Source organism: Streptomyces sp. NPDC005576, assembly GCF_042871745.1.
Classification (GTDB): domain Bacteria; phylum Actinomycetota; class Actinomycetes; order Streptomycetales; family Streptomycetaceae; genus Streptomyces.
Map to the genome: position 1 here is coordinate 122,128 of NZ_JBIAJC010000010.1, position 22,349 is coordinate 144,476.

The window sequence follows — 22,349 nt, forward strand, 5'->3', positions numbered from 1 at the left end:
GGCTGTGGAGGGAAGATTTCCGGCACATCTGTGGAGAAGCACCGTGTCAGCGCTTCTGTGACCTTCTGTTCGAACACCGACAGGCCCCGCACCCGCCCGGAGAAAGGCCCCGCGCACTCCCGTGGGCCCCGAAATGCCCCTGCTGCAGGTCCTCCAGGCGCCGCGAGAGGGCCGCGGGCGGTCGCCGGAGACTCCTCGCCGATCGTGTGGAGGCCGCGGAGAGAAGTGACGGCGGGCGACCGGGCCTCGGCCCCGGTGACATCCGCGGTGCCGGATCGAAGAGCGGCGGGGAGGGGTGAGCAGCGTCTGCCGTTTCCGGGGGCGGGGGTCCGGGGGAGGGACCTTTCTTCCAGCGAGGAGCGAGGAGCGGGAACGGTGGGACGACAACGGGGGACGACGAAGAGGCGCCCCGCCGGACCGTGAAGAGGTCTGGCGGGGCGCCTCGTTGTCCACTCCCTGTGGGCGGGGAACGCGGTCCTGCGGGTGGGCGTCCGCGACCCCGGTGCGCGTAGGTGAGGGGAACGGCTGCACCTGCGGGTCCTGCTGCGCGGGCAGGGCGGACCCGCGCCGGCGAGCCTGCGGGCGTCAGCCGTTCTTGATGCGGTTGGTGAGTTCGGTGACCTGGTTGTAGATGGACCGGCGTTCCGCCATCAGCGCACGGATCTTGCGGTCCGCGTGCATCACCGTGGTGTGGTCACGGCCGCCGAACTGCGCGCCGATCTTCGGGAGGGAGAGATCCGTCAGCTCGCGGCAGAGGTACATGGCGATCTGCCGGGCCGTCACCAGCACGCGGCTGCGCGACGAACCGCAGAGGTCCTCGACCGTCAGACCGAAGTAATCGGCCGTGGCCGCCATGATCGCCGGTGCGGTGATCTCCGGAGCGGAGTCCTCCCCGCCGGGGATGAGGTCCTTCAGCACGATCTCGGTGAGGCCGAGATCCACCGGCTGCCGGTTGAGGCTGGCGAACGCCGTCACCCGGATCAGCGCGCCCTCCAGCTCACGGATGTTCCGTGAGATCCGGGACGCGATGAACTCCAGCACCTCCGGCGGGGCGTTGAGCTGCTCCTGTACCGCCTTCTTCCGCAGGATCGCGATCCGCGTCTCCAGCTCGGGCGGCTGCACATCGGTGGTGAGCCCCCACTCGAAACGGTTCCGCAGCCGGTCCTCCAGCGTCACCAGCTGCTTGGGCGGCCGGTCGGAGGAGAGCACGATCTGCTTGTTCGCGTTGTGCAGCGTGTTGAAGGTGTGGAAGAACTCCTCCTGCGTCGACTCCTTGCTCGCCAGGAACTGGATGTCGTCGACGAGCAGGATGTCCACGTCGCGGTACCGCTTGCGGAAGGTGTCGCCCTTGCCGTCACGGATCGAGTTGATGAACTCGTTGGTGAACTCCTCGGAGCTCACGTACCGCACCCGCGTCCCCGGATAGAGGCTCCGCGCGTAATGCCCGATGGCGTGCAGGAGGTGGGTCTTGCCGAGCCCGGACTCCCCGTAGATGAAGAGCGGGTTGTACGCCTTCGCGGGCGCCTCGGCCACCGCCACCGCTGCCGCGTGGGCGAACCGGTTGGAGGCGCCGATGACGAAGGTGTCGAAAAGGTACTTGGGGTTCAGCCGGGCATGCGGCTCGCCCGGTCCCGGCGCGGGGGACGCCTGGGAGCCGGGGCCGGCCATCCCGCCGCCGTTCCGGCCGGGGCGGTGCTGCTGGTCCTGGAGGTCGTGCCGTTCGGACCGCTGGGAGTCGTACCCCTGACGCTCGGGGGGCTGCGGACGGTAGTCGTGCGAGGGCTGCTGCGGGCGCCCGGTGCCGTACGGCTCGCGCCACTGGTCCGCCTGCTGTTCGCGGTCCTGGTAGCCGCCGTGCCGGGGCTGCTGCCAGGACAGGTCCTCCTGGGTGCGCGGCCAGGCGCCCGGTTCGGGACGCTGCTGGTAATCCGGGTACGCGGGGCGGGCCGTCGGCATTCCGTCGTCCTGCTGGCGGTGACCGTACGTGTCGTACGGGTCGCCGTGCTGCTGCTCGTCGTGGGAGGGGTTCGGGTACCGGTGGTTCTGCCGGCCCTGCTGGGTCTGGTGCAGCGGCGGCGCCGGCGGGGTCGGAGAATCACCGACCGAGTCGTCGACGGTGATCGCGATCCGGATCGGCCGACCGCACTCCCGCGTCAGCGTCTCACTGATGAGCGGCGCGAGCCGTCCCTCCAGGACCCGCTTGCCCCACTCGTTGGGCACGGCGAGCAGCGCGGTGTCGGCGACCAGCGCGAGCGGCTGGCAGCGCTCGATCCACTGCTTGTCCTTCGGCTCGATGCCCTGCTGGCCCTCACCGAGGAGATGTTCCAGCACGCGTGGCCACACTGCGGCAAGATCGGCAGGTACGTCAGCCACAAGGCACGCTCTCTCGCATGTCCCACGAATATGTGGTTCCCGGGACGGAATGGGTCGGGTCGGGTCGGGCCCGGCAGGGGGGAACGAAAAGAAACCGGAGTTCAGCCACGGTAGTCACGCGGACCCGCCCGGTTCAAGTTGTTGTCCACAGCCTGTGTATAGCGGGGGGTCGCTCGCGGCGAGTTTGACCGGATGGCGTAGCCGCGCGTACCGTGACCAGGTCGAGTTGTCGATGGCTGCTGCCGCCTGCCTCCGATGGGCAAAGATCACGATCTGTGATCGTGAAGCGGTGCACTAAGGCGTTTACGCGAGTTCCTCGTGGGCGCACGGTGACAGCCAGGCGATGTCCCGCCATCACCCGATTTATTCTGGAGCCCCCGAGTGAGCAAGCGCACCTTCCAGCCGAACAACCGTCGTCGCGCCAAGACCCACGGCTTCCGCCTGCGTATGCGTACCCGTGCCGGCCGCGCGATTCTGGCGAACCGCCGCGGCAAGGGTCGCAGCGCCCTGTCAGCCTGATCACCCACAGGTCATGACGTGCTGCCTACCGAGAATCGGCTGAGGCGGCGCGAGGACTTCGCGACCGCGGTACGACGAGGACGCAGGGCCGGTCGCCCTCTGCTCGTCGTCCATCTACGCAGCGGTACTACGGACCCGCACGTGTCGGGGGAGACCCCTCCCCCACCGCGTGCGGGTTTCGTCGTCAGCAAAGCCGTGGGCGGTGCGGTCGTCCGCACCGCTGTGAAGCGTCGGCTTCGCCATCTGGTCCGAGACCGGTTGGCTCAGCTGCCCCCCGGTAGCCTGGTGGTGGTGCGCGCGTTGCCCGGTTCGGGCGATGCCGACCACGCCCAGCTGACCCGAGACCTGGACGCCGCCCTCGAGCGGTTGCTGGGAGGGGGCGCGCGATGAAGTACCCGCTGCTGGCTCTCATCAAGCTGTACCAGTGGACGATCAGCCCACTGCTGGGTCCTGTCTGCCGTTATTACCCGTCGTGTTCGCACTACGGGTTCACGGCGATAGACCGGCACGGCGCGATCAAGGGAACGGCGCTGACCGCCTGGCGCATTCTGCGATGCAATCCGTGGTCGCCGGGCGGTGTGGACCATGTCCCCCCGCGCAAGCGTCCGCGCTGGCACGAACTGCTGCGCAACGCGCTGCGTGGTGACAAGGGCGGGGACTCCGCCACTGATGTGCCCCCCGGGGACAGGGCAGCCGCGACAGCGGCCTCGGCCGTGCTGCCGGGCCCGGCCACAGAGACCTCGCCCAAAGCTCAAGGAGCCTGATTAGTGGACACGATTGCCAGTCTGTTCAGCTTTATCACCACACCCGTCTCGTGGGTGATCGTCCAGTTCCACAAGGTCTACGGGGCGATGTTCGGTGACGACACGGGCTGGGCCTGGGGCCTGTCCATCGTGTCCCTCGTGGTCCTGATCCGTATCTGCCTGGTCCCGCTCTTCGTGAAGCAGATCAAGTCGACGCGGAACATGCAGGTGCTCCAGCCGAAGATGAAGGCGATCCAGGAGCGCTACAAGAACGACAAGCAGCGTCAGTCCGAAGAGATGATGAAGCTGTACAAGGAGACGGGTACCAACCCGCTCTCCTCGTGCCTTCCGATCCTTGCGCAGTCCCCGTTCTTCTTCGCGCTCTACCACGTGCTCGCGGCCATCGCCAACGGCAAGACGATCGGCGTCATCGACCAGCCGCTGCTCGACAGCGCGCGGCAGGCCCACATCTTCGGTGCCCCGCTCGCGGCGAAGTTCATGAACAGCTCGGCCGAGGTGCACGCCCTCGGTGCCTCGCTCCTGGACGTCCGGGTCGTCACCGCGGTCATGATCGTCATGATGTCGGCCTCGCAGTTCTTCACCCAGCGCCAGCTGATGACGAAGAACGTCGACCTCTCGGTGAAGACTCCGTACATGCAGCAGCAGAAGATGCTGATGTACGTCTTCCCGCTGATCTTCGCCGTGATGGGCATCAACTTCCCCGTCGGTGTCCTCGTCTACTGGCTGACCACCAACGTCTGGACCATGGGTCAGCAGATGTTCGTGATCAACCAGAACCCGACGCCGGGCAGCAAGGCCCAGGACCAGTACCTCGGACGGTTGCTGAAGAGCATCACCCAGCACGGCGAAGTACGCGGCCGGACCCGTCGCAACACCGTCAAGCGCATCTATGCCAAGGGCGCGGAGCGCAACGACATCGAGCGCAAGTTCATCAACGGACTCTCCAAGCTGGGCCTCGCCGCTCAGGAGGACGGGACCGTGGCGAAGAGCGAGTCGGCAGTGGCCGAGGCCGAGGGCATGGCACAGCGGCGGCACCAGCCCAAGCGGCAGACCAAGGCGCAGCGGACTGCGGCCGCCGGTCAGGCCGAAGCGCCCAAGGAGCCGACCGCGGAGGCCACTCCGGAGGTCAAGACCTCGCTCCAGAAGCAGGACGACCAGTCGAAGCCGGCGGCCAAGCCCGCGTCGGGCTCCTCACGCCAGGCAAAGTCCGGACCGCGCAAGGGCCAGCAGCGGCCCAAGCACCCGTCCAAGAAGTAAGGAGTCCATCCGTGTCGGAAGGCACCATCTCCACGGCCGTCGAAGGCAGCGACACCCTGACCCGCCTCGAGCAGGAGGGCGAGATCGCGGCCGACTACCTTGAGGGTCTCCTCGACATCGCCGACCTCGACGGCGACATCGACATGGACGTCGAGGCGGACCGGGCCGCGGTCTCGATCATCAGCGAATCGGCGGGTGAACTGCAGAAGCTGGTGGGCCGCGACGGTGAGGTGCTGGAGGCACTCCAGGAACTGACGCGGCTCGCGGTTCACCGGGAGACCGGCGACCGGAGCCGGCTGATGCTGGACATCGCGGGCTTCCGGGCCAAGAAGCGTGAGATTCTGGCGGCGCTCGGCGCGAAGGCGGCGGACGAGGTCAAGAGCTCCGGTGAGCCGGTGCGGCTGGAGCCGATGACGCCGTTCGAGCGCAAGGTCGTGCATGACGCGATCGCAGCGGCCGGACTGCGGAGCGAGTCCGAGGGCGAGGAGCCGCAGCGCTTCGTCGTCGTCCTTCCGGCCTGACCGGAACGTGTTCTGTCGGCCCCGTCTGTTCGCAGGCGGGGCCGATCTTTGTCAGCCTGATAGTCAGCCATCCACAGTGCGTGAGTGCAGTAGGGAAGGACGGTCCCCGTGACGGAGGAAGCAGCGCTCCCTCAGGCACCTGAGGCGGCCAAGGCGGTTTTCGGCGAGTTCTTCCCCGAGGCTGTCCGGTACGCGGAGCTGCTCGCGGACGCAGGCGTCAAGCGGGGACTGATCGGTCCTCGTGAGGTCCCGCGTCTGTGGGAACGGCACCTGCTGAACTGCGCCGTGCTCTCCGAGGTGGTCCCTCAGGAGGTGACGGTGTGCGATGTGGGCTCCGGGGCAGGATTGCCGGGCATCCCCTTGGCTCTGGTACGGCCGGATCTGAAGATCACGCTGCTGGAACCGTTGCTCCGGAGGACCAATTTCCTCCAGGAGGTCGTGGAACTGCTCGGGCTGGATCATGTGACGGTCGTGCGGGGCCGCGCCGAGGAAGTATTGGGGAAGCTTCAGCCGGTCCATGTCGTCACGGCACGGGCGGTCGCACCACTGGACCGCCTCGCCGGCTGGGGAGTTCCTCTGCTGCGGCCGTACGGCGAGATGCTGGCCCTCAAGGGTGACACCGCCGAAGAGGAGATCAACGGTGCCCGTGCCGCGCTGAGCAAGCTGGGCGTGGTGGAGACCGAAGTGCTTCATGCCGGTGCGGGTGTGGTGGACCCCACCACGACGGTGGTCCGGGTGGTCGTGGGCGAGAGCCCGGGCGGTGTGAGGTTCGCCGCAAAGCGGGCCAAGGCGGCCCGGGTGGGGCGGACGCGCCGACGGCGCTGAAGCGTGTACCACGGCCGGGGCGGGGGCTCGGCCGGAAGAGATACCAGCGGGGATCCCGTCGGTCGGCTCGCAGAGTGATGCTCCACAGAAGTAGCCGTGAGCCCTTCACGCGGAGTGTCGGTGCTGGGTAGTTGCCCGGCAGAGGCATCGTGTTTCACGTGAAACGTCGCTCTCTGCTGCAGGGAATCATCGGCCGCGGCCGTGCGGCTGCCACGCCGCGGGACCGCAACCCCGAACGAGCTACCAAGTTGTCCACATCGGTGGAGCCATCCACAGATCAGCGGGCCTCGCTGGTTCACAACCCCGAAAGCATGGCAGGCTCTGCCTACTGCGAGCCTGAAGTCGAGGAGAGTGAATCCTTGCGGTCCGACGCCAACATCGCGGGACCGATGACCGATCCGGTCCCCGGTCCCCGTACCGAATCCCTGGGGGACGGTGTTTCACGTGAAACACCGCCGCCGATGGATGACACTCCTATTGGTCGTGCGGCCCAGCTGGCGGTGGAGGCCCTGGGCCGTGCCGGCGAGGGGCTGCCACGCCCTGACCGGACGCGCGTCATGGTGGTCGCCAACCAGAAGGGCGGTGTGGGCAAGACGACGTCGACCGTCAACCTTGCCGCCTCGCTCGCTCTGCACGGTGCCCGCGTTCTGGTGATCGACCTCGATCCGCAGGGGAATGCCTCAACGGCTCTGGGGATCGACCATCACGCCGAGGTGCCCTCGGTGTACGACGTTCTGGTGGAGAGCATGCCGCTCTCCGAAGTGGTGCAGCCCGTCCCGGACGTGGAAGGTCTCTTCTGCGCTCCTGCCACCATCGATCTCGCAGGTGCTGAGATCGAGCTGGTCTCCCTGGTGGCACGGGAGAGTCGTCTCCAGCGCGCTATTCAGGCGTACGAGCAGCCGCTCGACTACATCCTCATCGACTGCCCGCCCTCGCTGGGCCTGTTGACGGTCAATGCGATGGTCGCCGGCGCCGAGGTGCTGATTCCCATCCAGTGCGAGTACTACGCGCTGGAAGGCCTCGGCCAGTTGCTCCGGAACGTCGAACTGGTACGTGGTCACCTCAACCCGGATCTCCACGTATCCACGATCCTGCTCACCATGTACGACGGCAGGACTCGCCTCGCCTCCCAGGTCGCGGAGGAGGTGCGCAGCCACTTCGGCAAGGAGGTGCTCCGTACGAGCATTCCGAGGTCCGTCCGTATCTCGGAGGCTCCCAGCTACGGACAGACCGTCCTGACGTACGATCCGGGATCGAGCGGATCGCTGTCGTACCTCGAGGCAGCGCGTGAGATCGCATTGCGGGGCGTCGGAGTGCGGTACGAGCCCCAGCCCGCCCACGTGGGCAATCAGAGCACCCAGCGGAGTATTTCGGAGGGCATCCAGTGAGTGACCGTCGTCGAGGGCTGGGGCGTGGGCTCGCCGCGCTGATTCCCGCAGCTCCCTCGGAGAAGCAGGTGGCTCCCACGGGCGCCGGGCAGGTACTGGCGGCGGAGCGAGGGGTGCCGGCCGCGAAGCTGTCCGCTCTCACGAACGGACCTCTGGTGCCCGAGCCGAAGTCCGCGGAACCTCCGGTGGTGCGGGGAGAGCCGGAGGCCGTCGGCGCGTACTTCGCCGAACTGCTGCCGGACTCGATCCGGCCCAACCCCCAGCAGCCGCGAGAGGTGTTCGACGAGGCGGCGCTCGACGAGTTGATCATCTCCATCAAGGAGGTGGGCCTTCTCCAGCCCGTCGTCGTACGCCAGGTGGGGACCGACAGCTACGAGCTCATCATGGGTGAGCGGCGCCTGCGGGCCAGCCGGGAGGCGGGCTTGGAGCGCATCCCCGCGATCGTCCGGGAGACGGACGACGACAAGCTGCTGCTGGACGCACTCCTGGAGAACCTGCACCGGGCTCAACTCAACCCGCTCGAAGAGGCAGCCGCGTACTCCCAGCTCCTCAAGGAGTTCAACTGCACTCAGGAGCAGCTGGCCGACCGGATCGGCCGCTCCCGACCCCAGGTCTCGAACACTCTGCGTCTGTTGCGCCTGCCCCTCTCCGTGCGGAGCCGGGTGGCCGCGGGAGTTCTCTCGGCCGGTCATGCGCGCGCCCTGCTCTCGCTGGAGGACGCGGAGGAGCAGGAGGAACTCGCCCGTCGCATCGTTCGTGAGGGACTCTCGGTGCGCTCGACCGAGGAGATCGTCAAGGTCATGGAGTCGAAGAGCAGCCGCCCCGCGAAGCCGAAGGGGCCGAGGGCGGGAAGCCTGGTCTCGCCCGCCCTGAGTGATCTGGCGTCACGGCTCTCGGACCGGTTCGAGACACGGGTGAAGGTCGACCTCGGGCAGAAGAAGGGGAAGATCGTCGTCGAGTTCGCCTCGATGGAGGACCTCGACCGTATTCTCGGCAGCCTCGCGCCGGGTGAGGGCCGTGTGCTGGAACGCGGCACCTCCGCCAAGGCGACCGAGGGTGAAGCGGCGAGCTGACGGACGGAGTACGTACGGCAGTGCGGGGAAGGACGGGCCTCCGAGGCCCGTCCTTTGCTCGTTCCCGGGTATGCGCTCCCTGCCTGCGTGGATACGATGCGTTCTGGTAGGGCGCATCTCCCGGGATCCAAGGAAGTGAGGGATCGCCTTCATGGGGCGTCGGTTCGTACCTCTCACCCTGGACAACCTCCCCGATCTCCCCCAGCGCTGCCGGTCGTGTGTCTTCTGGGAGCTGGACCCCGTGCGGGCGGATGCCGCGGTCAAGGCAGGCGAGACGGAGTCGGCCAAGGAGTCCTGGCTCTCCGCCGTTCTCCTGGAATGGGGTTCCTGCGGTCGTCTGGTCCACGTCGACGATGTGCCAGTGGGCTATGTCCTCTATGCACCGCCGGCTTACGTGCCGCGTTCCATCGCCTTTCCCACCAGCCCGGTCTCCCCGGACGCCGTCCAGCTGATCACCGGGTGGATCGACCCCGCCTACCAGCGGCAAGGGCTGGGAAGGGTCATGGTCCAGACCGTGGCGAAGGACCTTCTTCAGCGAGGCTTCAAGGCCATCGAGGCCATCGGCGAGGCACGGTGGAAGGAACCCGCCTGTCTCCTTCCGGCCGACCACCTCCTGGCGGTGGGGTTCAAGACCGTGCGCCCACACCCCGTCCATCCGCGTCTGCGACTGGATCTGCGGACGACGCTCACCTGGAGGGAAGACGTCGAGCTGGCGTTGGACCGATTGCTGGGAGCGGTGCAGAAGGAACCCGCGCTCCGGCCGCTCTGAACGGTGTGTGCGGGGCCGGACACGGCTCAGAGGGCGCAGCAGAACGGGTCGGCCCCTTGGTGAGGCCGACCCGTTTCACGTGAAACATGCTCCGTGCGTACCGCTGCGCGTGCGCGGGGAGCGGGGTGCTTACTTCGAGACGATGAAGTCTTCGAGGTCGCGGAGGATCGCGGCCTTGGGCTTGGCACCGACGATGGTCTTGGCGACCTCGCCACCCTGGTAGACGTTGAGCGTCGGAATGGACATCACGCCGTACTTGGCGGCGGTTTCCGGGTTCTCATCGATGTTGAGCTTCACGATCTCGATCTCACCGTGCTCAGCCGCGATGGCCTCCAGGGAGGGGGCGATCTGACGGCACGGGCCGCACCAGGCGGCCCAGAAGTCCACGAGAACGGGCTTGCCGCTCTTCAGAACCTCTTCCTCGAAAGTAGCGTCGGTAACGTTCTTCAGCGCGCCGGCCACGGCGGCCTCCTTATCAACAGGGGTGAGGGGGGTGAGGGTGGAGCAGTTCAGACGGCCGGGGTCTTCTCCGGCTCGGCGAGCTTCTCGTCCGCGAGGGCGGCCAGGAAGCGCTCGGCGTCGAGGGCGGCGGAACAACCCGTGCCGGCCGCGGTGATGGCCTGACGGTAGGTGTGGTCGACGACGTCGCCGGCGCCGAAGACACCCGTGAGGTTGGTGCGCGTGGAGGGAGCCTGGACCTTGAGGTAACCCTCCTCGTCGAGGTCGAGCTGACCCTTGAAGAGTTCGGTCCGGGGGTCGTGGCCGACTGCGATGAAGAGGCCGGTGACCGCCAGCTCGGAGGTCTCGCCGGTCTTGGTGTTGCGCAGGGTCAGACCGGACAGCTTCTGCTCCCCGTGGACTCCGGCGACCTCACTGTCCCAGGCGAAGTTGATCTTGGGGTCGGCGAAGGCCCGTTCCTGCATCGCCTTGGAGGCGCGCAGCGTGTCACGGCGGTGGACGATCGTGACCGACTTGGCGAAGCGGGAGAGGAAGGTGGCCTCCTCCATGGCGGTGTCGCCGCCACCGATCACCGCGATGTCCTGGTCCTTGAAGAAGAACCCGTCACAGGTCGCGCACCAGGAGACGCCGCGTCCGGAGAGGGCGTCCTCGTTCGGCAGGCCGAGCTTCCGGTGCTGGGACCCGGTGGTCACGATGACAGCCTTCGCGCGGTGAACCGTACCGGCGGTGTCGGTGACCGTTTTGATCTCACCGGTCAGATCCACGGCGATGACGTCGTCCGGAACCAGCTCCGCGCCGAAGCGCTCGGCCTGGGCACGCATGTTGTCCATGAGGTCAGGACCCATGATCCCGTCCTGGAAGCCGGGGAAGTTCTCCACATCGGTGGTGTTCATGAGCGCGCCACCGGCGGTGACGGCACCTTCGAAGACGAGGGGCTTCAGCGAGGCGCGAGCGGTGTACAGGGCGGCCGTATACCCAGCCGGCCCGGAGCCGATGATGATCACATTACGGACGTCGCTCACGGGTGTCTTCCTCGTCTCTGCGGTCTGCCTGCTGTCTGAGGTGGTCGGTTCAACGACTCTCACCCCACCCAACGGATCCTACGGGGCGTGCATTCCCGATCTCCCCGTGTGGCACAGGGCACTGCGCGTCAGGAACGGGGGTAGGGGTGGGAGAACATCAGAGAACCCGTGCCCGAGGGATCGGAGTCGGTGCACCGGGCGTCGACGAGATAGGCGGAGACCAGGGAACTGTCCGTCGGGTGAGGCAGCACCACGAGGTAGGTCTCGGTCCCCTCGTACTCACCAGGCTCCGCCCCGAGGGGCGTGACGGTGCGTCCGAGCGCGCGCTGGACGCACGCCGGTACGTACGGGGCCGCCCGTGGATCGTCGAGGAGAGGTGTCCCGGAGGGCTGTGGCTCCTGCGCCGGGCTGTCGGCGCTCTCGGTGTGGCGGAGCGTGGGCGTACTGCCCAAGAGTTTGCGTACCTGCTCGGGGAGGGTGGCCGTGGTGAACTCACCGGCTCCCGACACTGCCGGGGTTCGGGATTCCGGGGGCGCGATTTTGGCCGACGAGGCGGAGTCTGACGCACTGGAGTTGTCGAGCATGGTCCCGGCCGTCTGGACCAGAAGGGTGCCCACGCCGAGAATCCCCGCGCCGAACGCTGCCCCGAGGACGAGGCGGCGGCGGGGCCACCTGGAGCGGCGTCCCGGGCCGGTGGAGGCGGGCGACGGTCGGGTGGTGGAGGGGGACGGCGACGGTCCGTTCCGCTTCAGCTGACTCGCGGAACTCTGAGTCGCGGACTCTCGGGTGGCGTAGTCCCGAGGTGCGGAGTCCTGAGGGGTGGAGTCCCGAGGTGCGGAGTCATCAGCCGTACCCTCCGCGCCCGTCATCTCTGCTGCGGGTTGCCCAGACTGCTCAGGCTGCTCGGTCGTCCGGTCTGCCGGTTCGCTCCTCGATGTTTCACGTGAAACATCGAGGTTTTCCCGCGGCGTGATCGCGGACGACCCCGGGACGGGATACACCTCAGCGGTGAGAGCCGCGTCGATACGGGCAGCGACATCGGCCGGCATGGGGGTGGGCGACGGCAGTGAGCCGAGAAAGAACTCGACTTCTTCGAGGGAGGACCGCACATCCTCGCAGAGCGCGCACGAGAGAAGGTGGCGCCGGATGTCCGTGGCTCGGGAAACGGAGAGGATGCCTTCGCCGAGGTCGGCGATCTCCGAGACGTCCGGGTGCTGGGTCGTACCGGTCGTGGATGTCATACGTGTCCGCCTCCGCCCTGCACTGCTGCAGGATCATGCGCTCCCGCGTCCCTCGGCTCCGACACCCGTGGGACGGATGGACCTCGCGGCAGGTTCCGTTCGGCACCGGTGCTCTTGCTCGTCGTCGGCGCGTCTTCCGCGTCGCTGCCGCGCAGGTGAGCCAGGAGAGGCAGGAGCTTGGCCCGCCCGCGGGCGCAGCGACTCTTCACCGTGCCGCTCGGAACGTCGAGGATCAGGGCCGCCTCCGCGACCGGGTACCCCTGCATGTCCACGAGGACCAATGCGGCGCGCTGATCGGGAGGGAGTGTCGCGAGCGCGGCCAGCAGCTCGCGGTGGAGATCCTGACGCTCGGCGGGCGCCTCGGCCGACTCGTGCGGCTCCAGCAGCTGGTCGAGGCGCTCCGCGGTCTCCACCGGTGAGGTCCTGCGGGACGCGGCCTTGCGTGCCCGGTCGAGACAGGCGTTCACCGTGATCCGGTGCAACCAGGTGGTGACGGCTGCCTGACCCCGGAACGTGTGGGCGGACCGGAACGCGGAGACGAGGGCGTCCTGGACCGCGTCAGCCGCTTCCTCCCGGTCCCCGAGTGTCCGAAGGGCCACCGCCCATAACCGGTCCCGGTGGCGCCGCACCAGCTCACCGAAGGCATCCGGTTCGCCCGCCACGTGCAGGGCCAGAAGCTCCTGGTCACTGCTCTCGGCGAATCTGGCATCGTCCAACGGTGAGTCCCCGTCCCCCTGCGTCCGTCAGCTGGTGACTTTGATCTCGGAGATCTTGCCCCGGTACTGCTTGCCGCTGCCGGGCAGCTCGGTGAGCCAGACGAGAAGGTACCGCGCCTGGACAGGGTTGTCTGGCTTGAGTGTCACATCCGTCCCCGAGCCCCCGGCCACCTTGGTGAAGCCGTCGGGCATGGACGGCGGCGACGCGTCTTCCGAAGTGCGCAGCTCGACCGAGGTGGTGCCGTCGAGGAAGGAGACGTCCACGGAACCGACCTGCTGCACCTTCCCGAGGTCGAGGACGACCCCGACGCCCGTCTTGAGGGCGCCGAATTTCGCGGTGTAGTAGCTCTGTGTGGACCAGTAGGTGCTGGCGTCGCCGTCGTAGGCGTTCCCTATCGCCTCGGGCTTCTCGCCGCCGTCGGTGCCGAGCGGGTCGTAGTCCTGGGCGCCGGCGATGGTGAGGGGCTTGCCGGAGACGAGCACGTTCTTGTCGGTGCTGCCGCTGTCCGTCGTGCGGGTGGTGTCCGTCTCCTCGGTCTTCTTGTTGTCCAGGAGCGTCTCGGCGAGCTGCCAGCTGCCGAGACCCAGGGCGGCGATGAGCAGGGCGGAGACGGCCCACTTCAGCGCCCTGCCGGTGCGGCTCTCGAGCGGGGCCGGAGGCACAGCCATGACGGAGGGGGCCGTCGGTGCGGGGCGGGCGGACGGGCGTCCGTACGTCCCCTGCTGGTAAGTGGTCCGCTGGTACTCGGGCGGAGCGGTGAAGGTCGGCTCGGGCGGCAGGATGCGCGGCATCGCGGCGACCGCCTTGGCCAGCTCGTCGGGGGTCGTGCAGGGCGGTTCCTGCCGCGAAGCCGTGGCGCCGTCGTTGGCGAGCGCGCGCATGGCGAGCTCGGAGAGACCGCGGTGGACTCCGGCCCGGACCTGGTCGGGAGCGATGAGGCCCATGCCCTTGGGAAGGCCGGCGAGCCCGTAGGCGTCGTCCTCGTACGGCCACCGCTGGGTCAGCGCCGCGTACAGCAGGGCGCCGATCGCCTCGGTGTCCGTACGCAGTGGATGCTCGGCCGTGATGCCGCGCAGCGCGGCGTCGACGGCGAGGCCGCGGATGCGGTACTGCCCCGTGGAACTGCGCAGGACGGCGCCGGGTGTCAGGCGCAGGTGCGCGAGACCCTCACGGTGTGCGGCAGCCATGGCCTGGGAGAGCTGCCCGACGAGCTGGAACGCGTCGTGCGCCTCCATGGGGCCCGCGGCGAGCAGTGCGGTGAGCTCGACGGCGTCCGGGAGCCACTCGTGGACGACATAGACGAAGTCGCCCTCCTCCACGGCGTCCAGCACCTGCACGAAGCGTGGGTCGCCGAGGAGTGCGGAGGAGCGGGCCGCGGCCAGGACCGGCCGGGCGCGGGGATGGTTCGCCGTGAGCAGGTGGACCCCCACCGCGCGCCGCAGCTTCTCGTCCATCGCGCGCCAGCTGCTGAAACCGTCCAGTCGGGTGACGCACTCTTCGAGCCGGTAGCGCTTGGCCAGCTTGTGGCCGCTGTGCAGGTCGGGTGCCGGTGGTTCCGCGGGGGAGCCGACGTCCTTGTCGTCCACGCCGTCCGGGCTCTCGCCCGGCGCGTTCTTGGCTTCAGCCGTCCCGTCGGTCGTGGCCTCGTCCGCCTTGGCGGACAGCGGCTCGTCGCCGCCGTTGTCGGCCACGTCGACGGCAGCCGTGCTACGTTCCGCCACCGTCGTTCCTGCCTCCCCATCCGTTGCGCGATGCCAGCCGGCTCTGCTCACAGTCTCGCCAATTGTGCCCACACTCCAGCCCTATGCACGACACACGGAGACCGGTGATGGTTGTGTGCTGCGGCGCCCGTTCAGCGGCCGAGCCGTCCACGGACCATACCCATCAGCCCGTTCACCTCTTCGATCCGCATCTTCTTGGCCGCACCGAAGAAGATGGCGAGCAGCAACAAACCACCACAGATCAGCGCGACGACCGAACCGAGTACGCCCCCGCCGAGGAGTTCGAGCAGGGCGACCCCCACCACACCCCCGACCAGTGCGGCGGGGACCGCCGCCATGCAGAGGCGGGCGTACGTGCGGACGACGCGGGTGCCGTCCAGGTCGCCGCCGAGCCGGTTGCGCAGCCGTCGCCAGGCGACGCCGACCCCGACCGCGTAGGCGAGGCCGTAGGACGCGGCCATGCCGACCACGGCCCAGCGGGACGGGAGGACGAGGAAGCAGAGGACCGAAGCGGCGGCGTTGACGGCCGCCACGATGACCGTGTTGTAGAAGGGGGTGCGGGTGTCCTCGTACGCGTAGAAACCACGGAGCACGACGTACTGCACGGAGTACGGGATGAGGCCGAGGGCGAACGCCATGAGGATGAAGCCCATCGACCGGGCGGCCTCGGAGCCGCTCGACCCGTAGAGCAGGGTGCACATCGGCAGACCGAGCGCGAGGAACCCGAAGGCCACCGGAACGATGGCGACGGCGGAGTTCCTCAGCCCCTGGGAGATGTCGTCGCGGACCGCGCCGGGATCGTTGTCGTGCGCGGCCCGTGCGATGCGGGGCAGCAGGGCGGCCATCACGGAGACGGTGATGATGGCCTGCGGCATGCCCCAGATGAGCTGGGCGTTCGAGTAGGCGAGGAAGCCGGTGCCGTTCTGCCCGGAGGACTTGCCGGCCGAGGTGGCGAGCTGGGTGACGACCAGGACGCCCGCCTGGTTGGCGAGGACGAAGAGCACGGTCCACTTGGCCAGCTTGATCGTCTTGCCGAGACCGTGGCCCCTCCAGTCGAAGCGCGGCCGGAACCGGAAACCCGCCTCGCGCAGGTACGGGATCATCGCCAGGGCCTGCACGGTGAGTCCGAGCAGGGTGCCGATGCCGAGCAGTCGGACTCCGTCCGGCGGGATGGTCCGCACACCGATCTGGGATTCGGCCGCGGTGCCGTAGACCCAGATGAAGAGACCGAACGTGGTGATCATGACGATGTTGTTGAGGACCGGGGTCCACATCATCGCGCCGAACTTGCCGCGCGCGTTGAGGATCTGCCCCATCACGACGTGCACGCCCATGAAGAAGATCGTCGGCAGGCAGTAGCGCGCGAAGGTGACGGCCACGTTGTTGGCGTCGGGGTCGTTGGCGATCGGGAGGGACATCAGCCGGATGAGCAGCGGTGCGGCGAACACCGCAGCGGCCACGATCAGACCGAGGGCGACCATCACCAGGGTGAGCAGGCGGTTGGCGTACGCCTCGCCGCCGTCCTCGTCCTCCTTCATGGAGCGGACGAGCTGGGGTACGAACACGGAGTTCAGGCCGCCGCCGACGGTGAGGATGTAGATCATCGTCGGGAGCGTGTAAGCGATGGTGAAGCTGTCACCGAGGAGGACGGCGCCTAGCGCGGCCGTGATGACCAGGCTCCGGACGAAGCCGGTGAGCCGTGAGACGAGCGTTCCGGCGGCCATCAGTGCGCTGGACTTGAGCAGTCCCGAGGCCCGGCCTCCGGACTTCTGCGGCGCGGGGGCCCCGGCGGGCTCGGGTTCGCCGGCGTGCCGGCCACCGCCGGAGCCCTCCTGGTCCCGGAAGAGGTGGGCGAACGCGTCGGGCTCCACGTCGTCTTCCGAGGCGCGGGTGACGAGGTCGTCGACGCCGACGAACTGGGTCGTCAGGGCGTCGTCGCCATAGGGAAGGTGCCGGGAGGGCCCTGCGGGCTCCGGTGCGGGCGTCTGGGCCCAGATCCGGGGGTCCGGGGGGTACTGGGCCGCGGGAGGCTGCTGGTAGAGCGGCTGGGGCTCCTGGTACGTGCCCGGGGGCGGCGGCGGGTGGGAGGCCCGGTCGTAGAGGGCCTCACCGACCGGGTCCTGGGCGGCGAGGTCACTCGCCCGATAGGGGTCGTGGTCGTAGGCATGCTGGAGGTACGGGTCGGCAGGGGCCATCCCGTCCGGTCCCGTCTCCGAGGGCACCCGGTCGGCGCCCGTCCCGCCCGCGCCGTGCACGCGGTCACCGTCGTACGGCGCGTTCATCGAAACCCCACCTCATCGTCCCCGGCCGGCCGGCCTCGACAGACATCGCTCAACGGTCCACTTTCTCACCCGGCCCGGACGGGTTACTGCTTTCCGGCCCGGTGTCCGGCGCCGGGTCACTCGGCTGCTCGGGCTCGCCGCCGCCGCCTTCCGACGTGTCGCTTGCGACGGCGCGCTTCCGGTGGTTGTACATCCTCACACCTGCCAGCACCAGCAGCAGCAGACCCCCGGCGATCACCAGCAGTACGGTCGGCGTCAGCTCGGAGACCTTCACGGTGAAGGTCATCTCGTCGCCGTAGGGGGTCCCGTCCTGGGTGAAGAGGCGGGCCCTGATCTGGACCTGGCCGTTGACATTGGCGTCCGCGTCGAACTTCACCGACTGGCTGTGACCGCCTGCGATCGCCACCGGCTGCTGCGCGACCGCGCCTCCGTCGTTGAGCTTGAGACGGGTGGCGTTGTCGGAGGTCAGCCGGAGGACCAGATGGTCGACCCCTTGCACGAGCTGGTTCTGCACGGTGACCGGGATGGTAGCGCTACGCCCGGAGAGGGTGACGTCCGACTTGGCGATCAGGTTCACCTGGCCGACGAGTCCCTGGAGGTACGTCCGCACCGCGTCGCGATATTTCTGGGCCTCCAGCGGCTTTCCCCGCCAGGAGGTCGACATGGAGCGGTTGATGGCGTTGCCGAACGGGGTCACCACCCGCTCGGGCTGGGTCAGGATGACCTGGAAGCTGTTGAGCGAATCCTGGGTGCCCCTGATGTCCTGGAACGCCTGCGTGGGCAGCTCCTGGCTGCGCAGCTTCTTCGGGTACGCCGACGAGCCGGGCACCTTGGTGGTCGCTCCGGCGTCCGGCTTCACCTCGGCGGCGGCCACCAGGTCCAGCGACTCCGTCCAGCGGTCGTCGTCCAGCGCCCGGAGGGCACGCGCCATGGTCTGCGCCTGTGCGGCGGTGGGCGTCCGCTGAGGAGCCACCACGATGCTGCGGTCCTTCTCCTCGTCCTGTTTGGTGAGAGCCAGGGTCTGGGAGAGGAAGTTCTGGACGGCGAGCGTGGAGCGCTCGCCCCCCGTCATGTCACCGCCGAAGACGGTGGAGAGCCGGTAGTCGGCCACCACGGCGCTCGTGCCGCCGCCGATGGGCCGGGCAGCCGTCGGCGTGTACATCAGGTTGCCGGTCTCTTCGAGGCTGTCGCTGCGGGCGATCACCTTGTGGGCTCCGGCCGAGGTGGCGACGTCGACGATCGACGGATCGATGGCACCGTCGACGGGCCACGCGAAATCGGTGGTCGGCGTGGTGTGCAGGACCGTCTCCACCGTGGTCGTGGCCGCTTCGGTGGCGTTCTGCAGATGGCTGAGGGTGCCCGAGACGTTCTTGCCCCGGTGCGCGATGGACGCGAGGTCGGGGTCGGCGAACGGAAGGGCGACGATCTTCTCGCCGTTCACCCCCTTCTGCAGCGCGTCGAGCCACTTCTTCGCGATGGCCTGGTGGGTGCCGGGGACCGTGGTGTCACCGGCCCTGACCCGGTAGGTCCCCGCCATCGCGTCGACGCTCGCCAGCAGGTCCGGATCGATCACCCAGGTCACCGGAAGATCGCTGCCCAGCGAGACGAGCTGTTCCAGCCGGCCTCCGGGGCTCAGTTCGGTCGCCAGCTCGTCGTCCTGGAACACGGGAGTCTGCTGCGCGTCCGAGGCGGTCTCGGACGTGATGTGCGCGGAGGCGATCAGCGGCCAGAGAAAGGTGAGCTTGGACTTGGCGTCGCTCTCCTCCGGCTGCCAGGGGAGGAAGGTGCGCTGGATACCGAGGACACGCTCGTAGGAGCTGCTGGACGTCCGGCCCGTCAGGGAGACGGCCAGCTGGTAGACGCCGGCCGAGTCCAGCGGCAGTTTGTCGACCGGGACGGAGATCGAGAAGTCCTGGCTGACGCCCTTGCGGAGCGAGGACACATCGAGGGTGTACGGATCGTCGAGCGCCTCCGCGTCCACACCTGGCAGATATCCGGTCCGCTTGGCGTTCGCGTCGATCGAGGAGCGCCCGGAGAGCCTCGGACCCACACGGAGGTCCACCTCGGCCTCGTCGATCGTCTCGCTGCCCCGGTTGGTCAGGGTGCCGGAGACGACCAGCGTGTCCCCGTCCACCGGCGCGCTGGGGAGGAGCGAGTTCAGTGAGACGTCGACCGTGCTGGAGACGGCGGTCGCCTTCGCAGGGGCACCGGTGAGCGGAGCCGCTACCGCAGACGCGGCCAGCAGACCCGTCACCAGGGGCACCCCCAGCAGAACGGACGCAGTACGCCCCATCCACCGGCGAGCAGGAGAGGGACGTGTCCCCTGAGAGTCTGCCGCCTCGGCCACGCGTGTACCCGTCCCTCGTCGTCGTCAGCTGGGGGTGTCGATCGCTGTCGGTTCTGCGTCCCCGCATGGTAACGAGGTGCGCTGTGGCGGAGTGCTCCGGACCGCCTCTCATGATCGGCAGAGTCTCGCAGGGCTCCCGGAAACGGTGACGCCCGGGCCGGTCGGGGCACGTACCCTTTTCTGTTGTGCCGAACGCCAACGAAGACAAGTCCAGCGCCCTGAGCCAAACGGAGCCCCGTGGGGCCGGCGAACCACTGCGGGTCTCCCCCGTCGCCGATGAGCTCGCCCGACGCTTCGAGGAAGCGGGGTTCGCCCTTGCCCTGGTCGGTGGCTCGGTCCGGGACGCTCTGCTCGGGCGGCTCGGGAACGACCTCGACTTCACCACCGACGCGCGCCCGGAGGACGTACTCAAGATCGTCCGCCCCTGGGCCGACTCGGTCTGGGAGATCGGAATCGCGTTCGGCACGGTGGGCTCTCAGAAGGACGGCTACCAGGTCGAGGTCACGACCTACCGCTCGGAGGCGTACGACCGGACCTCCCGGAAGCCCGAGGTCTCGTACGGAGACTCCATCGAGGACGATCTGGTCCGACGGGACTTCACCGTCAACGCGATGGCCGTCGCGCTTCCGCGGAAGGAATTCATCGACCCGCACGACGGGATGAAGGACCTCGCCGACCGCGTCCTGCGCACTCCAGGGACCCCGGAGGCGTCCTTCTCCGACGACCCGCTCCGTATGCTGCGGGCCGCACGGTTCGCCGCGCAGCTCGACTTCGAGGTGGCCCCCGAGGTCGTCGAGGCCATGACGGAGATGGCGGAGCGCATCGAGATCGTGTCGGCGGAGCGCGTCCGGGAGGAGCTCAACAAGCTGCTCCTCTCCGAGCACCCCCGCAAGGGACTGGGGTTGCTGGTCGATACCGGGCTGGCCCGGTACGTCCTTCCCGAACTGCCGGGACTACGGCTCGAAAGTGACGAGCATCACCGTCACAAGGACGTCTACGAGCACTCTCTGACCGTTCTGGAGCAGGCGATCGACCTGGAGGAGAACGGCCCGGACCTCGTCCTGAGGCTCTCCGCGCTGCTCCACGACATCGGCAAGCCCCGGACCCGGCGGTTCGAAAAGGACGGCCGCGTCTCCTTCCACCATCACGAGGTGGTCGGCGCCAAGATGGTCAAGAAGCGTCTGACGGAACTGAAGTACTCCAACGACATGGTCAGGGACGTCTCGCGCTTGGTCGAACTCCACCTTCGCTTCCATGGGTACGGCGACGGCGAGTGGACCGATTCAGCGGTCCGCCGGTACGTGCGTGACGCGGGGCCCCTCCTGGAGCGGCTCCACAAGCTCACGCGTTCGGACTGCACCACCAGGAACAAGCGCAAGGCGAACGCGCTCTCGCGCACGTACGACGCGCTGGAGGAGCGCATCGCGCTGCTCCAGGAGCAGGAGGAGCTGGACTCCATCCGGCCCGACCTCGACGGCAACGCGATCATGCGCATTCTCGATGTGGGCCCCGGGCCCGTCATCGGCCAGGCGTACGCGTTCCTGCTGGAGCTGCGACTGGAGAACGGCCCGATGGGTGAGGAGGCCGCTGCCGCTGCTCTCCGGGAGTGGTGGACGAACCAGGGCTGAGTCCTGCGGTTGCTCGCTCCGGGGTCGTGTTTCACGTGAAACACGACCCCGGAGCCGTGCGGTCGGCCGGACGGTGACGTTTCACGTGAAACGAGAGCTGACTCCCTGGATCAGGAGGTGGTGACGGCAGCCTTTCGCCACCGGAACATCGCCACGCCGACGGCCGCGTACAGCACCGCCACTCCGGCCACCACGGGGACGGACCGGCCGTCGGCCGGCAGTACGAGTGCGGAGACGGCCGCCGCACTCACGAACGCCACGTTGAACAGCACGTCGTAGAGGGAGAAGACGCCCCCCCGGTACGCGTCGGCCACCGACGTCTGTACCACCGTGTCCGTCGCGATCTTGGAACCCTGAGTCGCCACACCGAGCACGAACGCCGCGACCATCATCGGCGCGAGAGCGAAGGAGAGGCCCAGGGCGGGTTCCAGGACGGCCGCGGCCCCCGCGCAGACGACGATCCATCCGTACCGGCCGAACCGGCCCACCGCCCAGGGCGTCACGACCGCGGCGACGAAGAACCCCGCCCCGGAGATCCCCAGCGCCACTCCGAGCAGCGCCAGTCCTCGGGACTCGTCGTCCGTCCAGGTATAGCGGCAGAGCATGAGCACCATCACGGTCAGGGCTCCGTAGCAGAACCGGAGCACCGTCATGGCGATCAGCGCCCGGCCCGCGTCTCTGCGGTCCACCAGATGACGCATGCCTGCCACGAGTCCCCGTGCGGTGACGCCCATCGCCGCCCGCAGACGCAGCGCGCTCTCCTGGACGTCCGGTCCCAGCAGCTTCGTGGGCAGGGCCAGGGAGACCAGGGCCGAGAGCAGATAGAGCAGAGCCCCCAACAGGACCACCGCGGCGTCGGAGTCGTCGGCCAGCAGCCGGACGGCGAAGGCGAGTCCGCCGCCGGCCGTCGCCGCCAGCGTGCCGGCGGTCGGGGAGAGCGAGTTGGCGAGTACAAGCCGGTCGGCGTCGACCACGCGCGGCAGGGCGGCGGAGAGCCCGGCGAGGACGAAGCGGTTGACCGCCGTGACGCAGAGCGCCGAGGCGTAGAAGAGCCACTCGGGCACCGAACCGAGAATGAGCAACGCGGTGCAGCAGGCGAGCGCGGCTCTGAGCAGGTTTCCGTGGAGGAAGACCTGGCGGCGCGGCCAGCGGTCGAGCAGCACACCGGCGAACGGGCCGACCAGGGAGTAGGGGAGGAGGAGGACCGCCATGGCCGAGGCGATGGCGCCGGCCGAAGCCTGCCGCTCGGGCGAGAAGACGACGTGCGCGGCGAGCGCGACCTGGTAGACGCCGTCCGCCGACTGGGAGAGGAGTCGCACGGCCAGGAGGCGACGGAAGTTCCGAAGGCGCAGGAGTATGCGCAGATCACGCGCGACAGCCATGTGAGCAAGGGTCACATACGTCGAAGGTCCCCGAGCGCGCGGCTCGGGGACCTTCGACGTC

Annotated in this window: 19 protein-coding genes; 10 read left to right on the forward strand and 9 right to left on the reverse strand. The window is 68.6% G+C overall.

Translation table 11 applies throughout. From position 1 onward, the window contains the following. Nucleotides 1–585 precede the first annotated feature (585 nt). A complete protein-coding gene (gene dnaA, locus ACFYPN_RS19370) occupies nt 586–2,373 on the reverse strand; it encodes a chromosomal replication initiator protein DnaA (RefSeq protein WP_358761678.1) in 1,788 nt (595 codons plus the stop codon). Nucleotides 2,374–2,754: 381 nt separating this feature from the next. Between dnaA and rpmH the strand changes: the two genes are divergently transcribed. From rpmH to ACFYPN_RS19415, 9 genes are all read left to right on the forward strand, one after another. Then, entirely contained in the window at nt 2,755–2,892 is a 138-nt protein-coding gene (rpmH, locus tag ACFYPN_RS19375) for a 50S ribosomal protein L34 (RefSeq protein ID WP_112448007.1), read from the forward strand. Between the two features lie 18 nt (nt 2,893–2,910). After that, the gene (rnpA, locus tag ACFYPN_RS19380; protein WP_266706611.1) at nt 2,911–3,282 is read left to right on the forward strand and encodes a ribonuclease P protein component; all 372 of its coding nucleotides are present in this window, start codon (nt 2,911–2,913) and stop codon (nt 3,280–3,282) included. Continuing rightward, on the forward strand, nt 3,279–3,656 hold the full coding sequence (yidD, locus tag ACFYPN_RS19385; protein ID WP_389299601.1) for a membrane protein insertion efficiency factor YidD: 378 nt from the start codon (nt 3,279–3,281) through the stop codon (nt 3,654–3,656). The genes rnpA and yidD overlap by 4 nt, the downstream gene beginning before the upstream one ends. 3 nt (nt 3,657–3,659) lie before the next feature. After that, complete coding sequence (gene yidC, locus ACFYPN_RS19390) at nt 3,660–4,913, forward strand: membrane protein insertase YidC (protein ID WP_358761682.1); 1,254 nt, start codon at nt 3,660–3,662, stop codon at nt 4,911–4,913. An 11-nt stretch (nt 4,914–4,924) separates the two neighbouring features. Continuing rightward, nucleotides 4,925–5,434 carry a R3H domain-containing nucleic acid-binding protein gene (locus ACFYPN_RS19395; RefSeq protein WP_358761684.1) on the forward strand — a complete coding sequence of 170 codons (510 nt, stop codon included), beginning with the start codon at nt 4,925–4,927 and terminating at the stop codon, nt 5,432–5,434. Between the two features lie 108 nt (nt 5,435–5,542). Next, the gene (gene rsmG, locus ACFYPN_RS19400) at nt 5,543–6,259 is read left to right on the forward strand and encodes a 16S rRNA (guanine(527)-N(7))-methyltransferase RsmG (RefSeq protein ID WP_358761686.1); all 717 of its coding nucleotides are present in this window, start codon (nt 5,543–5,545) and stop codon (nt 6,257–6,259) included. A gap of 311 nt (nt 6,260–6,570) precedes the next feature. After that, entirely contained in the window at nt 6,571–7,647 is a 1,077-nt protein-coding gene (locus tag ACFYPN_RS19405) for a ParA family protein (RefSeq protein WP_358761688.1), read from the forward strand. Continuing rightward, on the forward strand, nt 7,644–8,720 hold the full coding sequence (locus tag ACFYPN_RS19410; protein ID WP_389299607.1) for a ParB/RepB/Spo0J family partition protein: 1,077 nt from the start codon (nt 7,644–7,646) through the stop codon (nt 8,718–8,720). Before ACFYPN_RS19405 ends, ACFYPN_RS19410 begins: the two co-directional genes overlap by 4 nt. Nucleotides 8,721–8,871: 151 nt before the next feature. Next, nucleotides 8,872–9,489, forward strand: a complete 618-nt coding sequence (locus ACFYPN_RS19415) for a GNAT family N-acetyltransferase (protein ID WP_358761692.1) — start codon at nt 8,872–8,874, stop codon at nt 9,487–9,489. Nucleotides 9,490–9,618: 129 nt separating this feature from the next. Here ACFYPN_RS19415 and trxA read toward each other — a convergent pair whose 3' ends face one another. The 7 genes from trxA to ACFYPN_RS19450 form a co-directional block, all read right to left on the reverse strand. Beyond that, entirely contained in the window at nt 9,619–9,951 is a 333-nt protein-coding gene (gene trxA / locus ACFYPN_RS19420) for a thioredoxin (RefSeq protein WP_358761694.1), read from the reverse strand. Between the two features lie 47 nt (nt 9,952–9,998). Then, nucleotides 9,999–10,970: a thioredoxin-disulfide reductase gene (gene trxB / locus ACFYPN_RS19425; RefSeq protein ID WP_358761696.1), complete on the reverse strand. Its 972-nt coding sequence runs from the start codon at nt 10,968–10,970 to the stop codon at nt 9,999–10,001. A 128-nt stretch (nt 10,971–11,098) separates the two neighbouring features. After that, nucleotides 11,099–11,587 carry a hypothetical protein gene (locus ACFYPN_RS19430; protein ID WP_358761698.1) on the reverse strand — a complete coding sequence of 163 codons (489 nt, stop codon included), beginning with the start codon at nt 11,585–11,587 and terminating at the stop codon, nt 11,099–11,101. Nucleotides 11,588–12,207: 620 nt separating this feature from the next. Beyond that, entirely contained in the window at nt 12,208–12,927 is a 720-nt protein-coding gene (sigM, locus tag ACFYPN_RS19435; protein WP_358761700.1) for an RNA polymerase sigma factor SigM, read from the reverse strand. Between the two features lie 27 nt (nt 12,928–12,954). Beyond that, a complete protein-coding gene (locus ACFYPN_RS19440) occupies nt 12,955–14,649 on the reverse strand; it encodes a protein kinase family protein (RefSeq protein ID WP_389299612.1) in 1,695 nt (564 codons plus the stop codon). A 131-nt stretch (nt 14,650–14,780) separates the two neighbouring features. After that, on the reverse strand, nt 14,781–16,931 hold the full coding sequence (murJ, locus tag ACFYPN_RS19445) for a murein biosynthesis integral membrane protein MurJ (protein WP_389299614.1): 2,151 nt from the start codon (nt 16,929–16,931) through the stop codon (nt 14,781–14,783). A 49-nt stretch (nt 16,932–16,980) separates the two neighbouring features. Continuing rightward, nucleotides 16,981–19,278 carry a DUF6049 family protein gene (locus ACFYPN_RS19450; RefSeq protein ID WP_389299617.1) on the reverse strand — a complete coding sequence of 766 codons (2,298 nt, stop codon included), beginning with the start codon at nt 19,276–19,278 and terminating at the stop codon, nt 16,981–16,983. Between the two features lie 185 nt (nt 19,279–19,463). Here ACFYPN_RS19450 and ACFYPN_RS19455 point away from each other — a divergent pair, with 185 nt between their 5' ends. Then, a complete protein-coding gene (locus ACFYPN_RS19455) occupies nt 19,464–20,906 on the forward strand; it encodes a CCA tRNA nucleotidyltransferase (RefSeq protein WP_358761708.1) in 1,443 nt (480 codons plus the stop codon). Between the two features lie 110 nt (nt 20,907–21,016). Here the strand turns inward: ACFYPN_RS19455 and ACFYPN_RS19460 are convergent, their stop codons facing one another. Then, complete coding sequence (locus ACFYPN_RS19460) at nt 21,017–22,288, reverse strand: MFS transporter (RefSeq protein ID WP_389299622.1); 1,272 nt, start codon at nt 22,286–22,288, stop codon at nt 21,017–21,019. Nucleotides 22,289–22,349 lie beyond the last annotated feature (61 nt).

What these genes read in the sequence shown, in the direction of transcription:
- yidD (WP_389299601.1), top strand. Translation starts at nt 3,279, where the DNA reads ATGAAGTACCCGCTGCTGGCTCTCATCAAGCTGTACCAGTGGACGATC.
- ACFYPN_RS19405 (WP_358761688.1), top strand. Translation starts at nt 6,571, where the DNA reads ATGGCAGGCTCTGCCTACTGCGAGCCTGAAGTCGAGGAGAGTGAATCC.
- ACFYPN_RS19415 (WP_358761692.1), top strand. Translation starts at nt 8,872, where the DNA reads ATGGGGCGTCGGTTCGTACCTCTCACCCTGGACAACCTCCCCGATCTC.
- murJ (WP_389299614.1), bottom strand. Translation starts at nt 16,931, where the DNA reads ATGAACGCGCCGTACGACGGTGACCGCGTGCACGGCGCGGGCGGGACG.
- ACFYPN_RS19460 (WP_389299622.1), bottom strand. Translation starts at nt 22,288, where the DNA reads ATGGCTGTCGCGCGTGATCTGCGCATACTCCTGCGCCTTCGGAACTTC.